17 protein-coding genes are annotated in these 18912 nt (G+C 69.1%); 12 read left to right on the forward strand and 5 right to left on the reverse strand.

The features are described 5' to 3' along the window. Window positions 1-145: 145 nt before the first annotated feature. Window positions 146-694 (forward strand): hypothetical protein, encoded by a 549-nt coding sequence (locus tag ACWFRU_RS37100; protein WP_453692513.1) that lies wholly within the window; start codon window positions 146-148, stop codon window positions 692-694. Between the two features lie 151 nt (window positions 695-845). Next, entirely contained in the window at window positions 846-1700 is an 855-nt protein-coding gene (locus ACWFRU_RS37105) for a calcium-binding protein (protein ID WP_453692514.1), read from the forward strand. 75 nt (window positions 1701-1775) lie between these two features. Here ACWFRU_RS37105 and ACWFRU_RS37110 read toward each other — a convergent pair whose 3' ends face one another. Then, complete coding sequence (locus ACWFRU_RS37110) at window positions 1776-3149, reverse strand: hypothetical protein (RefSeq protein WP_453692579.1); 1374 nt, start codon at window positions 3147-3149, stop codon at window positions 1776-1778. 355 nt (window positions 3150-3504) lie between these two features. Between ACWFRU_RS37110 and ACWFRU_RS37115 the strand changes: the two genes are divergently transcribed. From ACWFRU_RS37115 to ACWFRU_RS37140, 6 genes are all read left to right on the forward strand, one after another. Further along, complete coding sequence (locus tag ACWFRU_RS37115; RefSeq protein WP_453692515.1) at window positions 3505-5109, forward strand: hypothetical protein; 1605 nt, start codon at window positions 3505-3507, stop codon at window positions 5107-5109. Window positions 5110-5367: 258 nt separating this feature from the next. Then, window positions 5368-6114 carry a methyltransferase domain-containing protein gene (locus ACWFRU_RS37120; protein WP_453692516.1) on the forward strand — a complete coding sequence of 249 codons (747 nt, stop codon included), beginning with the start codon at window positions 5368-5370 and terminating at the stop codon, window positions 6112-6114. Window positions 6115-6300: 186 nt separating this feature from the next. Continuing rightward, window positions 6301-6813 (forward strand): EF-hand domain-containing protein, encoded by a 513-nt coding sequence (locus ACWFRU_RS37125; protein WP_453692517.1) that lies wholly within the window; start codon window positions 6301-6303, stop codon window positions 6811-6813. A 183-nt stretch (window positions 6814-6996) separates the two neighbouring features. Further along, on the forward strand, window positions 6997-8925 hold the full coding sequence (locus tag ACWFRU_RS37130) for a hypothetical protein (RefSeq protein ID WP_453692518.1): 1929 nt from the start codon (window positions 6997-6999) through the stop codon (window positions 8923-8925). 173 nt (window positions 8926-9098) lie between these two features. Then, window positions 9099-10079, forward strand: coding sequence for an SDR family NAD(P)-dependent oxidoreductase (locus ACWFRU_RS37135; protein ID WP_453692519.1), 981 nt, complete (start codon window positions 9099-9101; stop codon window positions 10077-10079). Between the two features lie 305 nt (window positions 10080-10384). Next, entirely contained in the window at window positions 10385-11689 is a 1305-nt protein-coding gene (locus tag ACWFRU_RS37140; RefSeq protein WP_453692520.1) for an ATP-binding protein, read from the forward strand. A gap of 159 nt (window positions 11690-11848) precedes the next feature. On the opposite strand, the gene ACWFRU_RS37145 is transcribed toward ACWFRU_RS37140, so the two are convergent. Beyond that, window positions 11849-12205, reverse strand: a complete 357-nt coding sequence (locus ACWFRU_RS37145) for a DUF3662 domain-containing protein (RefSeq protein ID WP_453692521.1) — start codon at window positions 12203-12205, stop codon at window positions 11849-11851. 724 nt (window positions 12206-12929) lie between these two features. Between ACWFRU_RS37145 and ACWFRU_RS37150 the strand changes: the two genes are divergently transcribed. Both ACWFRU_RS37150 and ACWFRU_RS37155 read left to right on the forward strand, forming a co-directional pair. Beyond that, on the forward strand, window positions 12930-13514 hold the full coding sequence (locus ACWFRU_RS37150) for a DinB family protein (RefSeq protein ID WP_453692522.1): 585 nt from the start codon (window positions 12930-12932) through the stop codon (window positions 13512-13514). Between the two features lie 519 nt (window positions 13515-14033). Next, complete coding sequence (locus ACWFRU_RS37155; RefSeq protein ID WP_453692523.1) at window positions 14034-15056, forward strand: cation diffusion facilitator family transporter; 1023 nt, start codon at window positions 14034-14036, stop codon at window positions 15054-15056. A 294-nt stretch (window positions 15057-15350) separates the two neighbouring features. Here the strand turns inward: ACWFRU_RS37155 and ACWFRU_RS37160 are convergent, their stop codons facing one another. Then, window positions 15351-15818, reverse strand: coding sequence for a cupin domain-containing protein (locus ACWFRU_RS37160; RefSeq protein ID WP_453692524.1), 468 nt, complete (start codon window positions 15816-15818; stop codon window positions 15351-15353). An 83-nt stretch (window positions 15819-15901) separates the two neighbouring features. Further along, complete coding sequence (locus ACWFRU_RS37165) at window positions 15902-16735, reverse strand: helix-turn-helix domain-containing protein (RefSeq protein WP_453692525.1); 834 nt, start codon at window positions 16733-16735, stop codon at window positions 15902-15904. A gap of 127 nt (window positions 16736-16862) precedes the next feature. Here ACWFRU_RS37165 and ACWFRU_RS37170 point away from each other — a divergent pair, with 127 nt between their 5' ends. Continuing rightward, window positions 16863-17459: a GNAT family N-acetyltransferase gene (locus ACWFRU_RS37170; protein WP_453692526.1), complete on the forward strand. Its 597-nt coding sequence runs from the start codon at window positions 16863-16865 to the stop codon at window positions 17457-17459. Between the two features lie 145 nt (window positions 17460-17604). Next, window positions 17605-18273 carry a hypothetical protein gene (locus ACWFRU_RS37175; RefSeq protein WP_453692527.1) on the forward strand — a complete coding sequence of 223 codons (669 nt, stop codon included), beginning with the start codon at window positions 17605-17607 and terminating at the stop codon, window positions 18271-18273. A gap of 76 nt (window positions 18274-18349) precedes the next feature. On the opposite strand, the gene ACWFRU_RS37180 is transcribed toward ACWFRU_RS37175, so the two are convergent. After that, window positions 18350-18895 (reverse strand): hypothetical protein, encoded by a 546-nt coding sequence (locus ACWFRU_RS37180; protein ID WP_453692528.1) that lies wholly within the window; start codon window positions 18893-18895, stop codon window positions 18350-18352. Window positions 18896-18912: the final 17 nt, after the last annotated feature.

The raw sequence follows: 18912 nt of genomic DNA on the forward strand, positions 1-18912 counted from the left end.
CTTGTGCCCGGCGGCGCCGTTGGGCTGGCTGTTCCTGCCGGGTGGATTGATCAACATAAGGTGTCGTCTTATGTTTAACCCACAGAGTCAGCACGCGGCCCGTCTCGGTCGACGGCTTGCACTGATAGCCGTCGGCGCTGCCACGGTGTGCACCGCCACTGCGTGCTTCCCCAGCGAGGCCGATTCCCCGAAGGACGCCCCCTCCAAAGCTTCTGAGGCTCCCAAGAAGCTGCGGATCGGTCAGCCGGGCCCGGAGCAGGAGATCACCAGCTACAAGAAGACCGCCAAGTTCGTGTTCACGCCGATGAAGGTCGTCGAGGGCAAGCCGGAGGATCTCGACGAACTCGATGAACCCGACAAGTACGCGGGCAAGAAGGTCGTGTGGGTCTACGTCAATGCCCGCCACGTCGGGGGCGCCACGCTCAAGAAGCCGCCCCAGGTGATGAGCGATGTCAATGTCGAGACTGCTTCGGGCCCGGGCACGAAGTTCATCCTCATCGGCGCACTCAGCAGCACGCCGAAGGACTGCAACCTCCTCAACGGCGTCAAGGAACTCGGGACCGAGGACGTGTGGAAGAAGGGCGAGAAGCGCACTGTCTGCGAGCCGTACCTCGTCCCCGAAGGGGATGAGGTGGACAAGGTCACCTACTCCCAGGGCTACTACAAGGAGCCGCTGAAGTGGAGCGTGACGTAGCACCGCTGCCGCTGTAGAGCGTCCACGTGCCGGTCATCGCGTCGTCCGTCGCTGTTCATGCGTGCGCGGGCAACGGCGTGCTGGGGCCTCTTGTCTAACGGGGTGAACAGGAGCACCACCGCACACGAGCACCCTGAAGGGGCCCTTCCGCATGCGCATTCACCGGACCATCGCAGCCACCGCCACTCTTGCCCTGACGTTCGGCACGGCCGCGTTAACGGCGTCGACCGTTCAGGCCGCCCCGTCTGCCGTCCGTGCCACGGCGGCCGTCGTCGTGGCGGACGGCGAGCTCTGGTACAAGGCGGCACCCGGCCAGCAGAACAAGGTGACGGTCGACGAAGAGATCGACCACCGAGGTGAGCACGACTCCTACTACGTGCTCACCTTCCACGACCGGTACGACATCGCCATCTCCGCCGACGCGGCGGAGTGGGATGAGTGCGTGTACCCCGAGGAGGGCGACCGTACGGTTGTACGGTGCGCGGTCAAGATCCCGGAGAACTCCGACGACTCCGACAGCTACGACATCGACCTCGGCGACGGAAACGACAGCGCGACCCTGGCGCCCGACAGCCAGGCCTGGGCAGGGATCTACGGCGGCCCGGGCAACGATGTCATCGTGGCGTCGGAGTCCGCGCTGCTGCACGGTGGCGACGGCGACGACCGCCTCGAGGGCGGCGGCGGCCCGATGGGCTTCGGCCCGTGGGGCGATGCCGGGAACGACACCCTCACCCGCTGCAGCCAGGACTGCTTCGGCGGCCCCGGAAACGACTCCCTGACCGGCACCGGCGAGGACAACACCCTGCACGGCGAAGACGGAAGTGACGTTCTGCGCGGCGGGGGCGCAGCCGACGTCCTGTACGGCGGCAAGGGCAACGACAAGCTGTACGGCGAGGCGGGCAACGACACGCTGTGGGGCAACAGCGGCGACGACGTCCTGTGGGGCGGCACCGGCACCGACCAGCTCTCCGGCGGCCCGGGGCGCAACGAACTCCACCAGGACTGAGCACACCTGAAGGCCGGGGTCCCGGCTGCGGCCGGGACCCCGGGGGTGGCACTTCGACTCAGTTCTGGGGCAGTTCTAGTCGGCAGCGATACCAACGCCGTCGATCCGGCTCCACATTCTCTCCTGCCAAGCCGACATGGAAGGCCACCTGGTGCCACCAGGCCGGGGAGCGACCCGTGAGGCGTAGGGGGCCGGGGTGAAGGCCGGATCGTAGAAGCAGCCGGTCCCGTAGGCCCGGTCGAATGCTGGGCAGGACGCTGCGATGCCCGCCGAACTGGGCTTCTTGCCCGTGCGGGCCCATCTGTCCAGTGCCGCGACGGAGTTGGCGTACTCAGAGTTGCTCAGCCCGCTGTGCTCACTCTCTCGGGTGAACGTCTGCACCAGGTACCGGCTTCGGTGCGCACCGGCGAGGGACGCGCGGTAGGCCGCCTCGTGCTCCACGTACACAGTCGGGTCGTCGATGGCGTGCAGCGTCAGGACGGGAACCGACACCTTCCCGGTGAGGTCGCTGTCGTAGGACAGGTCGCGTACGGCGGTCGGGTCAGCACTGAACCGTGCCACGCCGGCATTGAGGGCCTTGTCGTCGTGGGATCCGGAGTACCGCACCCCCGTGTTGCTGAACGGATTGCGGCCACCGAGGCGGTGGTGCACGATGTCGCGGAAAGTGAACGTCGCGAAGCGCAGGTGTGATTCCAGGGTGCGCTCGGGGACACCGGTCACGGCCAGGATGTCGTCCAGGTTGCGCTGCTGCAGTGCGCTTCGTTCCTCCGGAGGCGAGGTGTGTCCGGTGCACTCCTGCAGCCGGGCGCGCAGGTCGGTGTTCGTCATCGACGACCCGGCGCGCAGGCCCTCCCACAGTGGGTACTGCGGCTCGCTCGGGCGGGGATGGTTGCGGCAGTAGTACTGGTAGACCGCGCGCAGGTCCACGCGGTAGTCGTAGCCACGCGATCCTCCTGCCAGCAGGCCGTTGGTCAGCAGGGCTCCGTCGTACGGGCCGCGCTTCGAGGCGTAGGTCTCGACCACCTTGGCGGCCACGCCCCCACCCCAGGACTGGCCGTGCACATACGTGCGCTTCGGCTTTGCGAACTTCTGCCAGAACAGGCGCCGTACGTTCTCCGTGTCCGCGGCGGCCATCCGGGTGCCATAGCCACCGCGACGATACGACGAGCCGGCCCAGGCATAGCCCTCCTTGACCATCACCGACCAGCGCTCCAGATCGCCGGCGCTGCGCTCGGGGTCGGAGCCGTCACCGAGGTCAGGACCGCCGTGGGCATGTACGACGAGCGAGCCGTTCCAGTTCCGGGGGATGGCGATGGAGTAGTACGCGCCGTTCGCGTCCTGGCCGGTGTAGCACGCCGCCGTGTCCTTCAAGTCCGCGGGGCAGGCGGCCTGGTGGGGGCCGCCTGGTTCGGCGTGGGCGTTGGGTGTGCCGGTGAGAGTGCCGGCCACGACGAGGCCGGCGAGGCCGACGAGGAGTGCCGCGCGTTGCTGTCGCTGTCTGCGCTGTCTGCGCTGTGTGGGGTGCTTCCCGTCTCGCGCCCGTTGTGGGTGGGACAGCAACGATCTCAGGCTCTTCAAGACGCGGCTCCTTGTCCTACGCGACACATGGTGCGCCGCGGGGAGGATGCTAGGGAGGGGGTGGATCCGATAGCTACGCCCTGGTCGTTTCGGTCATAGTGTTCGGCTCGCGGGCCGGCCCAGGGAAGCGGCACTTCGACTGCCAACTGCCTGGTCGCAGGGGGGGCCTGTGCTCTGCGGTCAGCGTGCGTACGAACCGGGGATCTTCGGGCGATACGCTCCTGCGGTGCACCTCATACCCGATGACCCGTTCCCCGAGATCGGCCACCCGTTCACGACCGACGTGAGCGCGGACGGCCGCTGGATCGCCGTGAGTTGTCACACGAGCGGCCGCGGTAATCTGGGTCGGGTCGTCGTGTACCGATCCAGCGACCTCGTCCTGTGGGACGAGATCGAGCTGGAGAAGGGCATCGAGGGGCTCACCTTCCATCCCGTCCTGCCCCTGCTCGCCGTGGGCACGGAGGACGGCGACGAGTATGAACTCCGGGGCGGACTGCACCTGTACGAGGTGGAGTCCCGCCGTCGTACCGACGTGGCCGTCGCCGGGGTTGGTGTGCCCCATCTGTGCTGGCGGGACGCGCGCCATCTGGAGGTGACGTTCGCTCGGTCGGTCACCGACTTCGACGAGCCGGTCCTGACGTACACACGCTCGGCCGTCGAGCTCGACGACTGGCGCGGTGTGACCGCTGACGTGCTGGCGGCACAGGTCTCCTGGCCGCAGGTGCCGGTGGAAGTCGACTGGGCCAGCATCAAGGGGCCGTACATCGATCAGCCTCAGCGCTATCTTGCCGGGGTCGCTGCCGAGCAGGGCCGCGCCTGGGCGCGGCGGTCCGGAACGTCCCTGGTGGAGGTGTTGGGGGATGGGCGGATGCTGGTTTCGTCGTCGGGTGGAGCCCTGGTGGAGTGCTGGTCGGCGCACGGCGTCCTGCAGTGGTCCGTGCCGGTGCCCGACGACCCGTTTCAGCGCAATGGCTGTCGTTGGTATGTCACTCCGGATGAGGAGAGCATCTGGACTACCGTCCTGGAGGGCGACAGCGCTAACCGGCGCACCCTGCTGCACCGGTACGCCCTCGCCGACGGCGCCCAACTCGCCGAACTGCGTCTGGACTTCCCGGTCGCCATCGCTGCGCGCACGGATGGCGCCTGGGTGGCCCGGGACTCCCGGGAGCTGTTCCCCGGACCGACCTGGCCTCCGAGCGAGAGCGTCGTGCTCACGCCGTCCGGGCGACAGCTTTCCACCCTGGCACTGGGGGAGTGCGGCACCTCCTACGACTTTCCGGTGCGGCGCTCGCCCCATCTGCTCTTCCTCTACGGCGTCGGTGGCGCGGACGTACGGGTGGAACTGTTGGAGAAGTGGGTCGTGCGGGCGGACCCCAGTGGAATCGAGCGACTGTTTCCGCTTGCCTGGGACGACTGCCTCGGTCCCGTCCTGCGCGGCGGTCCCGCCGTGTACGTCGATGACGAGGCCGGGCCGGGGATCGTCCACACGTGCACGGCAGGTGATGGCAGCTATCTCGTACGTCGCGCCTACCCGGACGGTGCTGTGGTCTGGGCCCACCGCTTCGGCGCGCGGGTCACCGGAGTTGATGTGCACGGCGGTCTCGTCCACGCCGTGACCGGCGCCTGCGAGCTGCTCGCGCTGCGCGCCGCGGACGGCACGGTGGTGCAGCGCAGGACGCTCACCCGTGGCGGGCACGTCTACACCCCCACGTGCCTGAGTGCCGGTCCGGACGGTGACCTGGCGATCGGCACGGTGGAGGGGCGGCTGATCAGGACCAGGCACCTGGCAGGGCGCTCTGATGCGTCCTGCGGCGCGAATGCGTCTTCCTGAGGGCCAGCCGGTGTGCGGGGGTCTGCGACCCTGGGCAGCGGTGAACCGCAGCGCTGCCGTGGGAGCGCAACTTGGCGTGCAGGAGACCACGTCGGGTAATTCGGTGGAGACGCCACCCGGGGGCGTTTACACTCGGCGGCTCAAGATCCATGCGTGCGAACGAGGTGTGTTTGATGACGGTCCGAGCCACGACTGCCGACTCCGGTCGGCTGTCTCCCGCACACGCCATGACCTCATCAAACCGAAGGAACACCTCAAGTGGATCTTCCACGCATCTTCACCATTCGCGAGAGTAGCCACCGCGTCCACAACCCGATCACCGCTGGCAAGCTCGCCGCCCTGGGCCAGGCACTTCACCTGGTGCCCGGCACACGCGCACTCGACCTCGCCAGCGGGTCGGGCGAGATGCTGTGCACCTGGGCCCGCGACCACGGCGTCACCGGGACCGGAGTGGACATCAGCACGGTGTTCACCGAGAAGGCACGCGCCCGTGCCGCCGAACTCGGCGTCGCGGACCGGGTCACCTTCGTGCACGACGACGCCGTCGGCTTCGTCGCGGACGAGTCGGTCGATCTCGCCGCGTGCGTCGGCGCCACCTGGATCGGTGGCGGCGTGGCGGGCACCGTCGAGCTGCTGGGCGAGAGTCTGCGCCCCGGCGGCCTGATGCTGATCGGTGAGCCGTACTGGCGTCGGGAAGTGCCGGACCAGGAGACCGCCAAGGCCTGCCACGCCGCCGGCATGGACGACTTCCTGATGCTGCCGGAGCTGATCGGGCAGTTCGGCGATCTCGGCTACGACGTCGTGGAAATGGTCCATGCCGATCAGGACAGCTGGGACCGCTATCAGGCGGCACAGTGGCTCAACCTCCGCCGGTGGCTGGACGGGAACCCCGATGACGAGCTGGCCGCCGAAGTGCGGGCCGAGCTCACCACCGAGCCCGCCCGCTACACGCGGTATCAGCGTGAATACCTCGGCTGGGGGGTCTTCGCACTGATGGCCCGCTGACGGCCTGATGAGCGCGGGTCCGGACAGCATTGCTGTCCGGACCCGCGTGTTCGCTACGTCTCGTTCGTGAGGTCACGTCTACGGGTTCGCCAGGGAGCGCGGTGTGACCTGGCGCAGGGCTGATCGTTTCCGTGAGGGGAGCGGCGCCCGCCGCTTCTGTGGCTTCGCGCAGGAATGAGAGCCCCGATGGACACCATCACGGCCAAGCGGCACATCTTCTCGATGCTGGACGTCGACGGCGACGGAGTGATCTCCCGCCAGGAGTACCTTGCCCGGCCCGAACGCGCGGCGGCGGCACTGGGCCGGACCGGTGACGACCCGCTCCTGGCTGCGGCGCGCACCGCGCACGAGCAGGTCTTCGCGTCGATGGACGCCGAGCAGGACGGACAGGTGACCTTCGCGCAGTACGCGGCATGGGCGGGCGGGCAGGCCTTCGACGAGGTGTGCAGGACAGCCCTGGGATCGCTGTTCGACCTGGCCGACACGGACCGCGACGGACACCTCGACCGGCCGGAGTTCACCCGGCTGCGCCACGCCTTGGGCAACCCCGCCGACAACGCCCGTGCGGCGTTCGACGCCATGGACGACGACGAGGACGGGCTCATCGACCGCGACGCCTACCTGGCACAGATCCGCTCCTTCGTCACCGACGGGTCCTCTCCGATGGCGCGGGCCCTCCACGCGGAGGCCCGCAGCTGACCTGGGCACAACCTGCCCAGTCGACCCGGCTGCCGGTACTCGACGGGCGGCCGATTCCAGCCGCCGGGGTGTGACCGCCAAGCGATCCCGCAGCCGGTCACATCGATGCGGGGGAGGGCCGGGGCCGGTGGGGCCGGGCCGCGGACCTTGTTCCACCACCGGCCGGCACGCGATCATGATCGCGTGCAGCACCGAGAAGAAGTCCACGAACTCCTCGCACACGCCGGGCTCACGGTCGTCGAGGACGTGCGCCCGGGCAGCTTGTTCCCGCCGGAGGCCGCCTGGCGGATCGCGCGGGGCATCGCGGCACCGGACGGCGTGGCCCGGACAGAGCTTGATGCCACGTGGTGGCGCCGGCTTCGCGATGCCGACGGCGAGTTCCTGCTCGCCGTCCTCAGGCACCGGATCGGCGGCAACGACGCCTGGTGGACCCGGGTCCGGCACGCCGGGAACGGCCTGCCGGATTTGAGCGGCGCACCCGGGTTCGTGGCGCTCTCCCTCGACGGACAGGTGCTGCTGGCGGAGGTGCCCGCCGCGGACGGGCTGCGGGTGACGGCCCTCGACCGACTGCCGCAGCGGTTGGAGGAGGCTGCCGCGGCCGCCGGGCGCGAGACGGAGGTCGAGCGGGCCATGGTATGGGCGACGGTGCCCGGCCCAGGCGCGTGGCCCGCCCACTGGGCAGAGGGGATCGGGTTCAATCCGGCCGCGACGGACGAACTGCTGATCCGGCTCCTGGACGTAGAGGAGAGTTTCCTGCACGGATGTGACCGGCCCGCCGTCCTCGACGCCGCACTGGCCCACCCAAATCCGCAGGTGCGCTCAAGGCTCGCCGACACCTTCCGGCCCCAGTTCACGTCCGATCAGTGGATACGCCTGATCCGCGCCGAACCATCACCGGATCGACGCCTGCTGTGGGCGGAGCACGCCTGCGTCTGGGGCACCGAACTTCCCGAGGACCTGTACGACGACCTCCTCGCAGGCCCCTGCCGCGCGCGAGCGGCCGAACTGCCGGGGCTCCCCGCACGGCACCTCGCCGGCCTCGCGACCGACGCCGATCCTCCGACGCGGACTGCGGCCTGCGCCCGGTGGGAGGACCTCGCCGCGCCGCTGCGGGAGCGGCTGCTGACCGACACCGACCACACGGTGCGAACGGCCGCGCTGCTCGCCCACCACACCGGCGTACCCATGCCTCGCGAGGTCTTCAACACCCTGCCCCAACCGCGGCCGGCGCTCGATGCGCTCGAACGGTGCCGCCTCGCGCCCGAGCTGGAGGCGGAGCTGATCCGGGACGGGGACGCGGAGGTACGTCGGGCGCTCGCCGCCAACCCGGGCCTGAGCGCGCACGGCGTCCTGGTGCTGGCCGAGGACCCGCACGACGACATCCGCTCCGCGGTGGCGCTGCGCCCCGACCTCACCGAGGAGCAACGGGCCGCGGTGCGCCACGACTTCGACCCGACGTCGATGACGCACACCCTGCCCTGGGTCAAGGACCTGCACGAAGACGCCGACGCGATGCGCCGCCTCGCCGCGTCGTCCCACCCCTTGGTCCGCCGCAGTGTGGCCCGAGCCCGGCGCCTCCCGCCGGACGTTGTGGCCCGCCTGGCGCGGGACGCGGACCGGGTGGTCCGCCTGTTCCTCGCCGAATCGTGCGACGACGCACCGGCTGACATGCTGCTGGAGGTCTGGCGCTGGTGGGACGGCAGCTTCAGTCACCCCGACCGGCCCCTCAACCACCCCAACTTCCCCCGTACGGGCCTGCTGCGCCATACCGCTGACGCCAGCGGACGAATGCGCCGCCTGGCCCTGGACGACCCGGAGTCGACACCGGCCGACGTCGCCCGCCTGACCCGGGACCCCGAAGCCGAGGTGCGCCGCCGCGCGGCTGAGGACCCCCGTCTGTCACCGGCCGACGCGGTACGCCTGCTGAACGACCCGGAGGCCGGCGTGCGCGACACCGCGGTACGCAATCCGCGGCTGCCGGCCCGCGCCCTGGCGGGACTGCTGCACGATCGCGAAACGGCACGCGCGGCGGTCGCCAACCCGGCGATCCCGATTTCCGTCCTGGACCGCATCCTGACGGCGGCGGCGGCGGCTGGGGCGGCCCCGCGCTGAACTCCGGCGGAGCCGAGCGAGCGAATGCGCGGTGGTGTCGGTGGTCTGCCGGTGACGGCTGCGTCCTGTCGGTGGGATGTAGGCGGCCACTGGGACCGTGACGACTGGGCGTGACCGGATGTGCAGGTACGGTCCCGCTCGCCTCAGATCACTCCGAGCTCCGGGAGCACGCCATGCCCTCTATGTCCAAGGCCTCGCAGTGGGACGTTCACCGGCTGCCACGCGCCGAGGGGAAAAGCGTTCTGGTCACCGGCGGCAACGCGGGCATCGGATACTTCGTCGCCGAACAGCTCGCCGGCGCCGGGGCCACGGTCGTTCTCGGCAGCCGGGACGCGTCGAAGGCTGAAGCCGCGATCGTCTCCATCAACTCGCGTATTCACGGCGCCCAGGTGAAGCACGTACCACTGGACTTGGACGATCTCACTTCATTGGAGGCATCCGTACACGCGCTCGGGCTGGACCGGCTGGACGCGGTCGTCCACAACGCCGGCGTGGCACTCGACCACCCTCCACGCCGCGAGACCAAGGCCGGCCACGAGCTGATGTTCGCCACCAACCACCTGGGCCACTTCGCGCTGACCCACCACCTGGCCCCCTTGCTCGCGGCGACCCCGGGAAGCCGGATCGTCACCACCGGAAGCTTCGCCGCCAAGTCCGAACGCCTGAACCCCGAGGATCTCCAGAGCGCGCACGACTATCAGCCCAAGCGTGCCTACGGGCGGTCCAAGCTGGCCCAGATGCTCTTCGCCCTCGAACTCGACCGCCGCCTGCGTGCCGGCGGCAGCACGACGATGAGCGTGCTCGCCCACCCCGGTGGCGCACTCGACTCCCTCACCCCTTCGCGGCCGCCGGTCCATGCCCGAACCACCGGCGGGCGACTGCGCCACTTCCCACTCGGCCTCGTCGTCCAGGGCAAGGATGCCGGCGCGTGGCCCGCTGTCCGGGCCGTACTCGACCCGAGCGTGCGCGGCGGCCAGATGTGGAGCCCACGCGTGTTCGGACTGCGCGGCACTCCCCGGCTCGAACCCCTCTGGGACCACCTGACCGACACCACGACCGCGGCACGTCTCTGGGAGACCAGCTGCGCGTTGACCGGCACCACCCCGACGTTCGACCCGCCGGCCAGGTACGACGGGGCAGGGGCCGACGGCTGAGTTCACCGGCCGACGCCTCGACGGCCACGCCTCGGGGCCGCTGCGGCCGCGCGGGGAGGGCGGCAGACCGTCCTGTTCGGCCCGGCGGATCACCGCAACCCGTATGCGGCATTTCACCGCCTATGCGGCTCTGTTCCAGCTGGTGGCCCCGAGACGGCGTGCACGCTCGACGCGTCCGCGCCCAGTGACGGTTCGGAGCATCGCCCCCTCGCGCCTTGTGCGCAGTGGCACACGCCCCGTGGCCTTTCGCGCCCCTAGCCTCGCCGCACCGGCGCGACAACGAGAACGATCGAGGGGCGAGGCCTGTGAACTGGCTGATCCACGACTACCGCGAGAGCGATCTCGCCGCGGTGGTCCACCTGATGGACACGACGGCCGAGCTCGGCCAGGAATCCGTCTTCTCCGTGGCGGAGTGCATCAGCGCCTTGACCTCCCGCCAGCCGGGCGTCGTTGCTGTCCACCAGGGCGTGCCCATCGGGATGGCTTTGGCCTGTGTGGCGGGGGAACGTGCCTGGGTGATGCGGATCGCGATCGCTCCGGGCTGGCGTGGGCGTGGTCTGGCCAGCGCACTGCTGGTCGAGCTGGAGCGCCGCCTGGTCGCCGCGCGGGTCGGCCGGATCGCCTACGTCCTGCCCGAGGAGGACCTGTTCGGCGATGGACTTCTCAACGCGGGCTACACCCGCCGCCCGGCCGTCGCCTACTTCGAGAAGGTCGAGCCGGTGCACGGGCCGGCCGCCAGCCTTCTCGACGACCTCGGTGGCCGGCTGCTGCCCGGTGACCTGTGGGCCAAGGTCGTCGGCATGGAGCGTGAGAAGGACCTGATCGAACGGCGGGTCGTGCTTCCGCTCGCCGAGCCGGAGCGTGCGGCGCGACACGGTGTGCGCCCGCCGCGGGCAGTGGGCCTCTTCGGCCCGCCGGGCACCGGCAAGACGACCTTCGCGCGCGCCATCGCCTCGCGGCTGGGCTGGCCGTTTGTGGAGATCCTGCCCTCGCGGCTGGCCGACGGGGGCAATCTGGCGGCGGCGCTGCGCTCCGCGTTCGCGGCGATCGCCGAGCTGGAACGCGTCCTGGTCTTCATCGACGAGGTCGAGGAGATCGCCCCGGTCCGCCAGGAGCCGGCGCAGCCCGGCGGGATGCACGGGGTGACCAACGAACTCCTCAAGCTCATCCCGGGCTTCAGGGAGCGCGACGAGCGGCTCCTGGTGTGTGCGACGAACTCGATCCGCTCCCTGGACCCGGCCTTTCTGCGCCCCGGCCGTTTCGACTACCTGATTCCGATCGGTACGCCGGACAAGGCCGCACGGGCGGCGATCTGGGCGCGCTACACCGACGGCAGACCGCAGGTGGACGTCGATGAACTGGTGGCAGCGAGCGACCAGTTCACGCCCGCTGACATCGAGCATGCCGCCCGGATCGCCGCGCAGAACTCCTTTGAGCGCGATCTGGTCTCGGCCGGTGTTGCGGTTGGCGGGCAGGTGGCCGCGGCGGAGAGCCTGCCCGGCGCGAGCACGGCGGGCTACCTGGAGGCGATCGCCCAGTGCCGCCCTACGGTGACGCCGAAGATGCTCGACCAATTCGAGTCTGACATCACCACACACGCCCGATTCTGACCCCGGGCAGGCCTCCGGGAGTTCTGTGGATCTTCCGGGGGCTTGGCTGCTCTTGAGGGTGCCGCTTGTCCGCGCGAGCACGATATGCGCGAGCACGGTACTGCTGTCCGGCACCGCGGCGAGCGCGCTCCAGTCGGCGATGCGATGCGCAGGCTTCGCTCAGCCGGGATTGACCGCGCTGTGCAGGCGGAACTGGCCGACGGTGTCGTCTGGAGCGGCATGTACATGCACTGAGACCGGGCCGGGGAAGGTGTATCCCTGCTCGGCCGCGTGCCGGCATACCTGAGCGCCCAGCTGGCGTTGCACCTGTGCCTTGTACTTGGCCAGCCGCCGGTGAGCAGTTGTCGGGAGCTCAAGGGTGTAGATGTTGGGTGCCAGGACGCGTTGCCGATCGACGATGACCGTGTTGTCGTCGCACGTCTGGCGAAGTTCGGCCAGTACTTCTGGCTGGTCCCGTTGCGTGGGCAGCAGGCGCTGCCACAGCGGTTCGGTCCACTTCTCCAGGGTCTTCTCCACGTTACTGATGCTTCCCATACTGAGCCGGGTTCCCGGCCGGACGCGATGCACGCACGGAGGCGGGCGATGGAATCGACACGTCGCGATCACGGCATCGTCTTGGCAGGCAGCTCCAATGGGTCCGCCGTCAGAAGAACCAGTTCGTACGCGATCGGGGCGGACGCGTGGCCGGCCCGGCCCGATGCGGGGCACGCGGACCCTAGCCAGTACAGGTTCGAACTGTGGCGGGTCCTCACGCTGCCCTGCCGTGACCACGATCGCCATGGGCTTTTGGCCCTGCTCGACAGCGGGGTGAAGTTTGATGGTGAACCCGCCGCGCGAGCGTCCCAGCCCGTGATCACTGGGCTCCGCCGACACCCACCCCGGCGGTTCCTTCTGCAGGTCACCCTGCTTCCGCGCCCCGGCCGCATTCAGATGGGCGCGGCACACCGTGGAGTCAACGCTCAGGTCCCACACGATCGCTCCCTTCGCGTCGGACCGAGACTGGAGCCGGGTGAGGACCCTGTGCCAGGTTTCAGGCCGCTTCTATGATGGTGCGTCAACGTACGTACGTGGAGCGCGTGTTGGGTTGTTGGGTGAGGTGGAGTGCTCTGCCGGGTATCTGCGAGCTGCTGCGCTGCGGACGGTGACGTGAGTCTCGGGGCACCAATGCGGCTGTGCCTGTCGTTGCGGACCACGTATGGGATCTTGAGACCGTGAGCAGCCCATGGCAGTGTCAAGCCGCATGATCGATGAATTCGCGAAAGGCACCCTGCACGGGAGGCTGCGGCGTGACCGTGAGGCGCTGCTGTGGAAGCTCGACGGCTTGTCGGAATACGACGCCCGCCGACCTTTGACAGCGACCGGAACCAACCTCCTTGGCCTGGTCAAACACGTGGCCACCGTCGAGGCGAGATACTTCGGCGAGGTCTTCGACCGCCCTTCCCCGGAACCGCTGCCCCGGTGGCAGGACTCCGACGGCAGTGATCTGTGGGCGGCCGAGGGCGAGACCCGTGATCAGATCGTCGGGTTCTACCGGCGCACGTGGGAACACGCGGACGCGACGATCAACGAGCTTCCGTTCGACGCCCCCGGCCACGTGCCGTGGTGGCCGGAGCCTTCTCCCAACACGAACCTGTTCGCCATCATGGTCCACGTCCTTGGTGAGACCATCCGGCATGCCGGGCATGCCGACATCCTGCGCGAGGACCTCGACGGCCGGACCGGGGTGCGCGCCGAGAACGAGCAGCAGATCGACGAGGAAGCCCGTGTGGCCCTCTGCGCGAAGATCGAGCAGGCCGCCGGGTCGGCCGCACCAATCAAGCCTTAGGTTCCTCTGAGGCAGACGGGCGGGCCTCCTTGGCGTTGCACCGGCGGCTGCCATCGAGGGCCTGAGCAGTGGGCAGTTGGCAGGGTGGGTGAGGTGCGGTAATGATGTTGGTCCGCGAAGAGCATGCGCCGCCCGCCTGCAGAGCGACCCAACGACGCGGGGTGGTCAGCTGAGGCGTGTCCCTTGGGCCGATGGGGTGGCTCTGAGCGTCCGGCTCCACCGGGTGCGCAGGCGCGGCGCCGCTTCGTGCCGGCTTCTGTGCCCGTGAGTGAGGGCACCGTCACCAGTACTGGATCACCACCTTGGTGAGAGTCGGTTTGACCGGCAGCGAGAGGCGGGGGCGGGGCTCTGACCGGCGAAGGCGCCGAGGTCGGCCCAGAACGTCGTGTCAGCCAGACCGTGCACTCGGCGCACGTGCGCAGCGACGGCTCCCGCACGTCTGGAGCCACACCCTTGGGGTACACGGCGGCGTGTTGTCCGCTGCAAGCACGCTTGAGACCCCCAGAACTGTGAGGCCTGATGACCGCCAAGCCGTCGACCGAGCAAGCGTCGGACCTACCGGCGTCGGCCGAGCGAGTGCCAAGCGAGCAGGCCGCGAGGAACAAGTCGTCGAAGGACCAGGAGACGAAGACCACCGTGTGGGTGGCGCTTGCCGCGAACCTGGTCATCGCCCTGGCCAAGGTGGTGGGCGGACTGTTCGCCGGCTCACCCGCGCTTCTCTCTGAGGCTGCTCACTCGATCGCCGACAGCATGAACGAGGTCTTCTTGCTGGCCGCGCTGCGCCGCAGCCGTAAACCGGCCGACCCCCAACACCCCTTCGGCTACGGCAAGGAACGCTTCTTCTGGTCGCTGCTCGCCGCCGTCGGCATCTTCGTCACCGGTGGCTGCTTCTCCATCTTCCAGGGAGTCGAGGCGCTGCGCGCCGAAAGCTCCGAAAGCACGACCGGCTACATCATCGGTCTCGTCGTACTCGGTGTCGCCTTCCTCGCCGAGGGTGCTTCCCTGGTCCGCGCGCTGTGGCAGGTGCGGCGGCAGGAGGGCGGCGTCGGCTCCGACCCGGCCTTGCGCACCGTCATCGCCGAAGACGGTACCGCCGTACTCGGCGTGACCCTCGCGATGATCGGCATGGGCCTGCACATGGCGACCGGCAAGGTCGTCTACGAGGCAGCTGCCTCCATAGCGATCGGCCTGCTCCTCATCGCGGTGGCCTACCGCCTGGGCCAAGAGGCCAGGGAGCAACTCATCGGCGAGTCCGTCGATCCCGAACTGCGCGAGGAGATAGCCCACTTCCTCGCCGAGCAGCCGGAGATCGACCGTGTCGCGAGCCTGCTCACGATGCGGCTCGGCATGGACTCGACGCTTGTCGCCGCCCGCATCGACCTCGCGCCCGGCCGGGACAGCGAGGTGGTGGAACTCGTGATGGAGCGCATCAAGGCCGGCGTGGCCGAACGCTGGCCACAGGCCGATCAGGTGTTCCTCGACGTCACCGAGGCACCACCTCTGCCGGGTGCCGAGGTCGACCCTGGTCTCACGGCACGGTAGAAGTCTCCGGTCACCGCTACGGTGCAGTTTGCCGCAGGTGACAAGGGCTCGTAGAAGGCACTGAGTTGAGACGATGTGCACAAGGCGCACTATGCGGTGAGCATCCATCCGGGGGTGCCCACCGCATAGTGCATCTACGCACCCAGGGCGGTCACATCAACCCAACCGATCAAGTCGTGGCGGCGCGGCCCGCCGCGGGTATTCGTATCCCCCAAGCGCAGCAGTCTTCCTGGCCTGTGGCCGGTCCCATTCCCGCAGGGGTGGGGCTGTCGCCGAGGCACGTGAAGCTTCGCCTCACTGGACCTGCGAACCGGGCGCGGCGGCGTGCTCGGTGGGGCGGGCGTCGGTCCGGGGGCGATGGTCGGTGCCCAGGCCGGCGGTGATGGTCAGAATGGACGACGGCCCCGCCATGTCGACCGCATGCCAGACCCCGGCCGGGTTGACGGTGGCCTGGCCCGGCCCGAGCAAAACGCTCTCGGGAACCCCGTCCACCTCGCGGGTGACGGTCACCGACCCGCTGAGGCAGACGACCAGTTCGTCGCCGGAGGGGTGACGCTCCCACTCGTCGCCGAGGCCGTCACCATCGAAGATCGTCACGATTCGGCCCTCGGCGCCGTCCGCCGCTACCGCGGCGCTGTAGGCCTGGAGCACCTGCGGGTCCCAGGCGAAACCCTCGATGGGTTTCGCCCTCGATCCCAGTCCGAGGTGCACGGGGGTGGTGCGCAGGTCGATGGCTTCGCGTTCGTGGTCGAGGAGTCTCATGCCGACGATCGTCACAGGACGACGGATGGGTGGTCTTGAAGAAATGGGAACGAAGGCCGCCGCGAGGGACAGCCGGCCGGCGGCTACCCGGTGCCGAGGAGGATTTCGCCGCGACGCCAGACTGTGGGCGACCGGCCGGTGAACTCGCGCCAGTCCCGCACGAGATGGGCCTGGTCGGCGTAGCCGGAGACGCTCGCCAGCTCGGCCCAGGGGAGCGGTGCGTGCGCCGTCGCCAGTTCGTGCGCGTGCTCGAAGCGCAGCACTCGGGCGAACATCTTGGGCGACAACCCCACCTCACCGCGGAAGCGCTCGGTGAGGTAGCGGCGGCTCCAGCCCAGTTCTGCGGCGAGCGCCCCAACCTGAAGGCGGCCCCGCGCGGCGACGAGGCGGCGCCAACCCTCGGCCACCTCGGGCCCCGCCTGGGGCGCGCGGTCGCCGGTGGTGCGGGTAACGGCTCGTAGGAGCACCTCATCCAGCGCGGCGAACCGCGCCGCCCATGTCCTCGCCGCTCTGAGCCGGTCGATCAGCTCGCTGCCGAGCGCTCCGAGGAGAACCTCGAGTGGGATCAGTTGGTGGGCGAGGGCAGCGGCGGGCATGCCGTAGACGGCCCGCGCCCCAAGCGGTGTCAGCGACACCTGCACGCCGTGCTGGCGTCCGTCGTGGTGGATCGCCACGGACCGGGACATCAGACCGCCCGCCACGCCGTCGAACCGGGTGACCGGTGACCCGTCGTCGACGCCCGCCGCCACTTCCACAGGGCCCGACAGGCTGATCACCGTAGTGAGCACGCGGCCCGGCGGCCCGCAGTGCACCCCCGCCGGAAACCCGCGCAGGTCGAATCCGACATACGAGCCGACGTACCGCCGCAAGGCGGGCGCCGGACGTGCATCGATCCTGGTAGCCGTATGGTCCTCCACCCTGGCCAGTGTACGAACCGGCGAGCCCACCGACTGGCAGAGCCGAGGCCTGGTCATGATCGCCACCGCGACCTGCTACAAAAGGCTCACGAAACGCGCCACGTGAGGCAGCCCCTAAGATCCGCGGATGACCACATCCAACTACTTCCTGCAAGGGCCGCGGGTGGCCGTTCGTCACATAGTGCGTGAGGACTACGAAGAGGTGGTCGCGCTGAGGAGGGCCAGCGCGGACATGCTGCAGCGTTGGCTGGGAACGCCTGAACTCTCCGAGGAAGCTTTCCACGACTATCTTGCGCGGTTTGAGCAGCCAACTCACGAAGGATTCGTGGTCTGTCTGCGCGACACCGGTGCGATCGTCGGCGGAGCAAACATCAACAACATCGTCAGAGGTGCGCTCCAGAGCGGCACCCTTGGATATACCGCGTACGCGTCCACGACCGGCCGGGGCTACATGACGGAGGGGCTCAGGCTTGTCCTGCAGCACGCCTTCGGTCAACTGAAGTTGCACCGACTGGAAGCGAACATCCAACCCGACAACGTCTCTTCACTGAACTTGGTCAAGCGCCTCGGATTCGAGGCGGAGGGCTTCTCCAGGGCTTTCCAGCTCATCAACGGCGAATGGCGAGATCACGAGCGCTGGGCCATCACCGCGGAAGCCTTCGAGGCCACGGCGCAAGCCATCAGGGCCACCGAAGCAACCGCCACCAGCGTCACACCCAGGTGAGCTGAGCTTCCCCCACAGGAAGGCCACGACCGGCCTGCGCCGGACGTGCGGCAGGGCGCAGCGTGCCTGGTCACCCGGGTACGCAGGGTCGATATGAGTACTTGCGCGGATTCGCATCGGCGTGGGGCTGCCTACCGTGAGGTCCATGACTGCACCCGTTTCCGCCCCCGCGACCAGGCGCCGACGGCGCCGGATCATTGCCCTTCTGGTTACACCAGTGGCCCTGCTCGGCGCCGGTGCCTGGTTTGTGATGTATGGCTGGCCGGAGTGGTACGACAAAGAGCCGCCGCCGGAAATGTTGCGGCGTATCGCGGCCCACAACCAGGATGCCTACCGTGTACTGAATCTCGGGCCCGTGCTGAAGCCCCGGCCCGGGCCAAAGGATTCTGCTGAGCACCGTTCCAGCAACTCCGCCTCGACGGGGGAGTGTTATCCCGATGGCCTGGAAGCCATGGAGGACGAGCCTCTCGACGGGGTCTACAACGTTCAGCATGGCTGGACCGCGGTCATAAAGGACGACACCGGGGTACGGGATGCCTTCGGCCGTCTGCAGCGCCATCTGGCGGCACAGGGCTGGGACGTCGAATGGGGCGAATCCATCAACAAGCAGAACTTCGGCGTGATCGCCGATAAGTACGGCTACCGGCTGTCGATTCACTGGGATGCGGATTTCAGGGAGGTCACTGGACTTGGGAGCAGCCCCTGTGCCCGCTTCCCCGACCGAACGCAGGCGCGTGCGTACCGCCCCGCCGACCCCTACACGGCCCCGGACCAGCAACTGATACCGCCGGTTCTCGTGCCTGGGCGGCGCTGAGAGGACCACTTGATCAAACGCAGGTGGGGCATTGAACGGGCCACCGCAGTCGATGCGTGAATCGCCAGTGGATCTTTTAGGGCTGCTGGGTGCTCACCTCCACCTGCTCTTCCTGCGCGGTCATGGTGCCGACGGCCGCCGCGCTCGCGCCGACGAGGACCGCGAAGGCCGTGGCTACGCCGAGGAACCTATGCCGCAAGCGCGGCCGCATTCGCTGCACGAGCGACGCTGCGGCAGGTATAGCGGGCGTGGTCGGCGTGGTCGGCGTGGTCGGCGTGGTCGGCGTGGTCGGCGTGGTGGGCGTGACGGGTGTGTCGGGCGGGATAGGCGTAGCGGATGGCTCTGCGCCCATCGCGAGTTCACGGCGGGCGGCCACCCATCGCCGGGTGTCGTCTGCGTCGAGACCGCACGCGATGACGAACGCGACCAGGACGGTCTCGCGGGGCAGTCGCTCCCGGCGCAGCATGGTCGCCGCCGTCGAGTACGGCAGCACCTCGCCGGCCGTGGCAGCCGCCCGCTCCAGTTCTCGGTAGCTGAGGCCCGACCAAGCCTTGAGGCGGCGCAACTGCGCCATGAACGCGGGCGTTTCGGCAGTGTGGGGCGGCATGGGTGGTGGCGTCATGCGGGTCCCTCCGGTTC

Source organism: Streptomyces sp. NPDC055099 (assembly GCF_053607685.1).

What these genes read in the sequence shown, in the direction of transcription:
- ACWFRU_RS37105 (WP_453692514.1), top strand. Translation starts at nt 846, where the DNA reads ATGCGCATTCACCGGACCATCGCAGCCACCGCCACTCTTGCCCTGACG.
- ACWFRU_RS37125 (WP_453692517.1), top strand. Translation starts at nt 6,301, where the DNA reads ATGGACACCATCACGGCCAAGCGGCACATCTTCTCGATGCTGGACGTC.
- ACWFRU_RS37135 (WP_453692519.1), top strand. Translation starts at nt 9,099, where the DNA reads ATGCCCTCTATGTCCAAGGCCTCGCAGTGGGACGTTCACCGGCTGCCA.
- ACWFRU_RS37150 (WP_453692522.1), top strand. Translation starts at nt 12,930, where the DNA reads ATGATCGATGAATTCGCGAAAGGCACCCTGCACGGGAGGCTGCGGCGT.
- ACWFRU_RS37155 (WP_453692523.1), top strand. Translation starts at nt 14,034, where the DNA reads ATGACCGCCAAGCCGTCGACCGAGCAAGCGTCGGACCTACCGGCGTCG.
- ACWFRU_RS37160 (WP_453692524.1), bottom strand. Translation starts at nt 15,818, where the DNA reads ATGAGACTCCTCGACCACGAACGCGAAGCCATCGACCTGCGCACCACC.
- ACWFRU_RS37170 (WP_453692526.1), top strand. Translation starts at nt 16,863, where the DNA reads ATGACCACATCCAACTACTTCCTGCAAGGGCCGCGGGTGGCCGTTCGT.
- ACWFRU_RS37175 (WP_453692527.1), top strand. Translation starts at nt 17,605, where the DNA reads ATGACTGCACCCGTTTCCGCCCCCGCGACCAGGCGCCGACGGCGCCGG.
- ACWFRU_RS37180 (WP_453692528.1), bottom strand. Translation starts at nt 18,895, where the DNA reads ATGACGCCACCACCCATGCCGCCCCACACTGCCGAAACGCCCGCGTTC.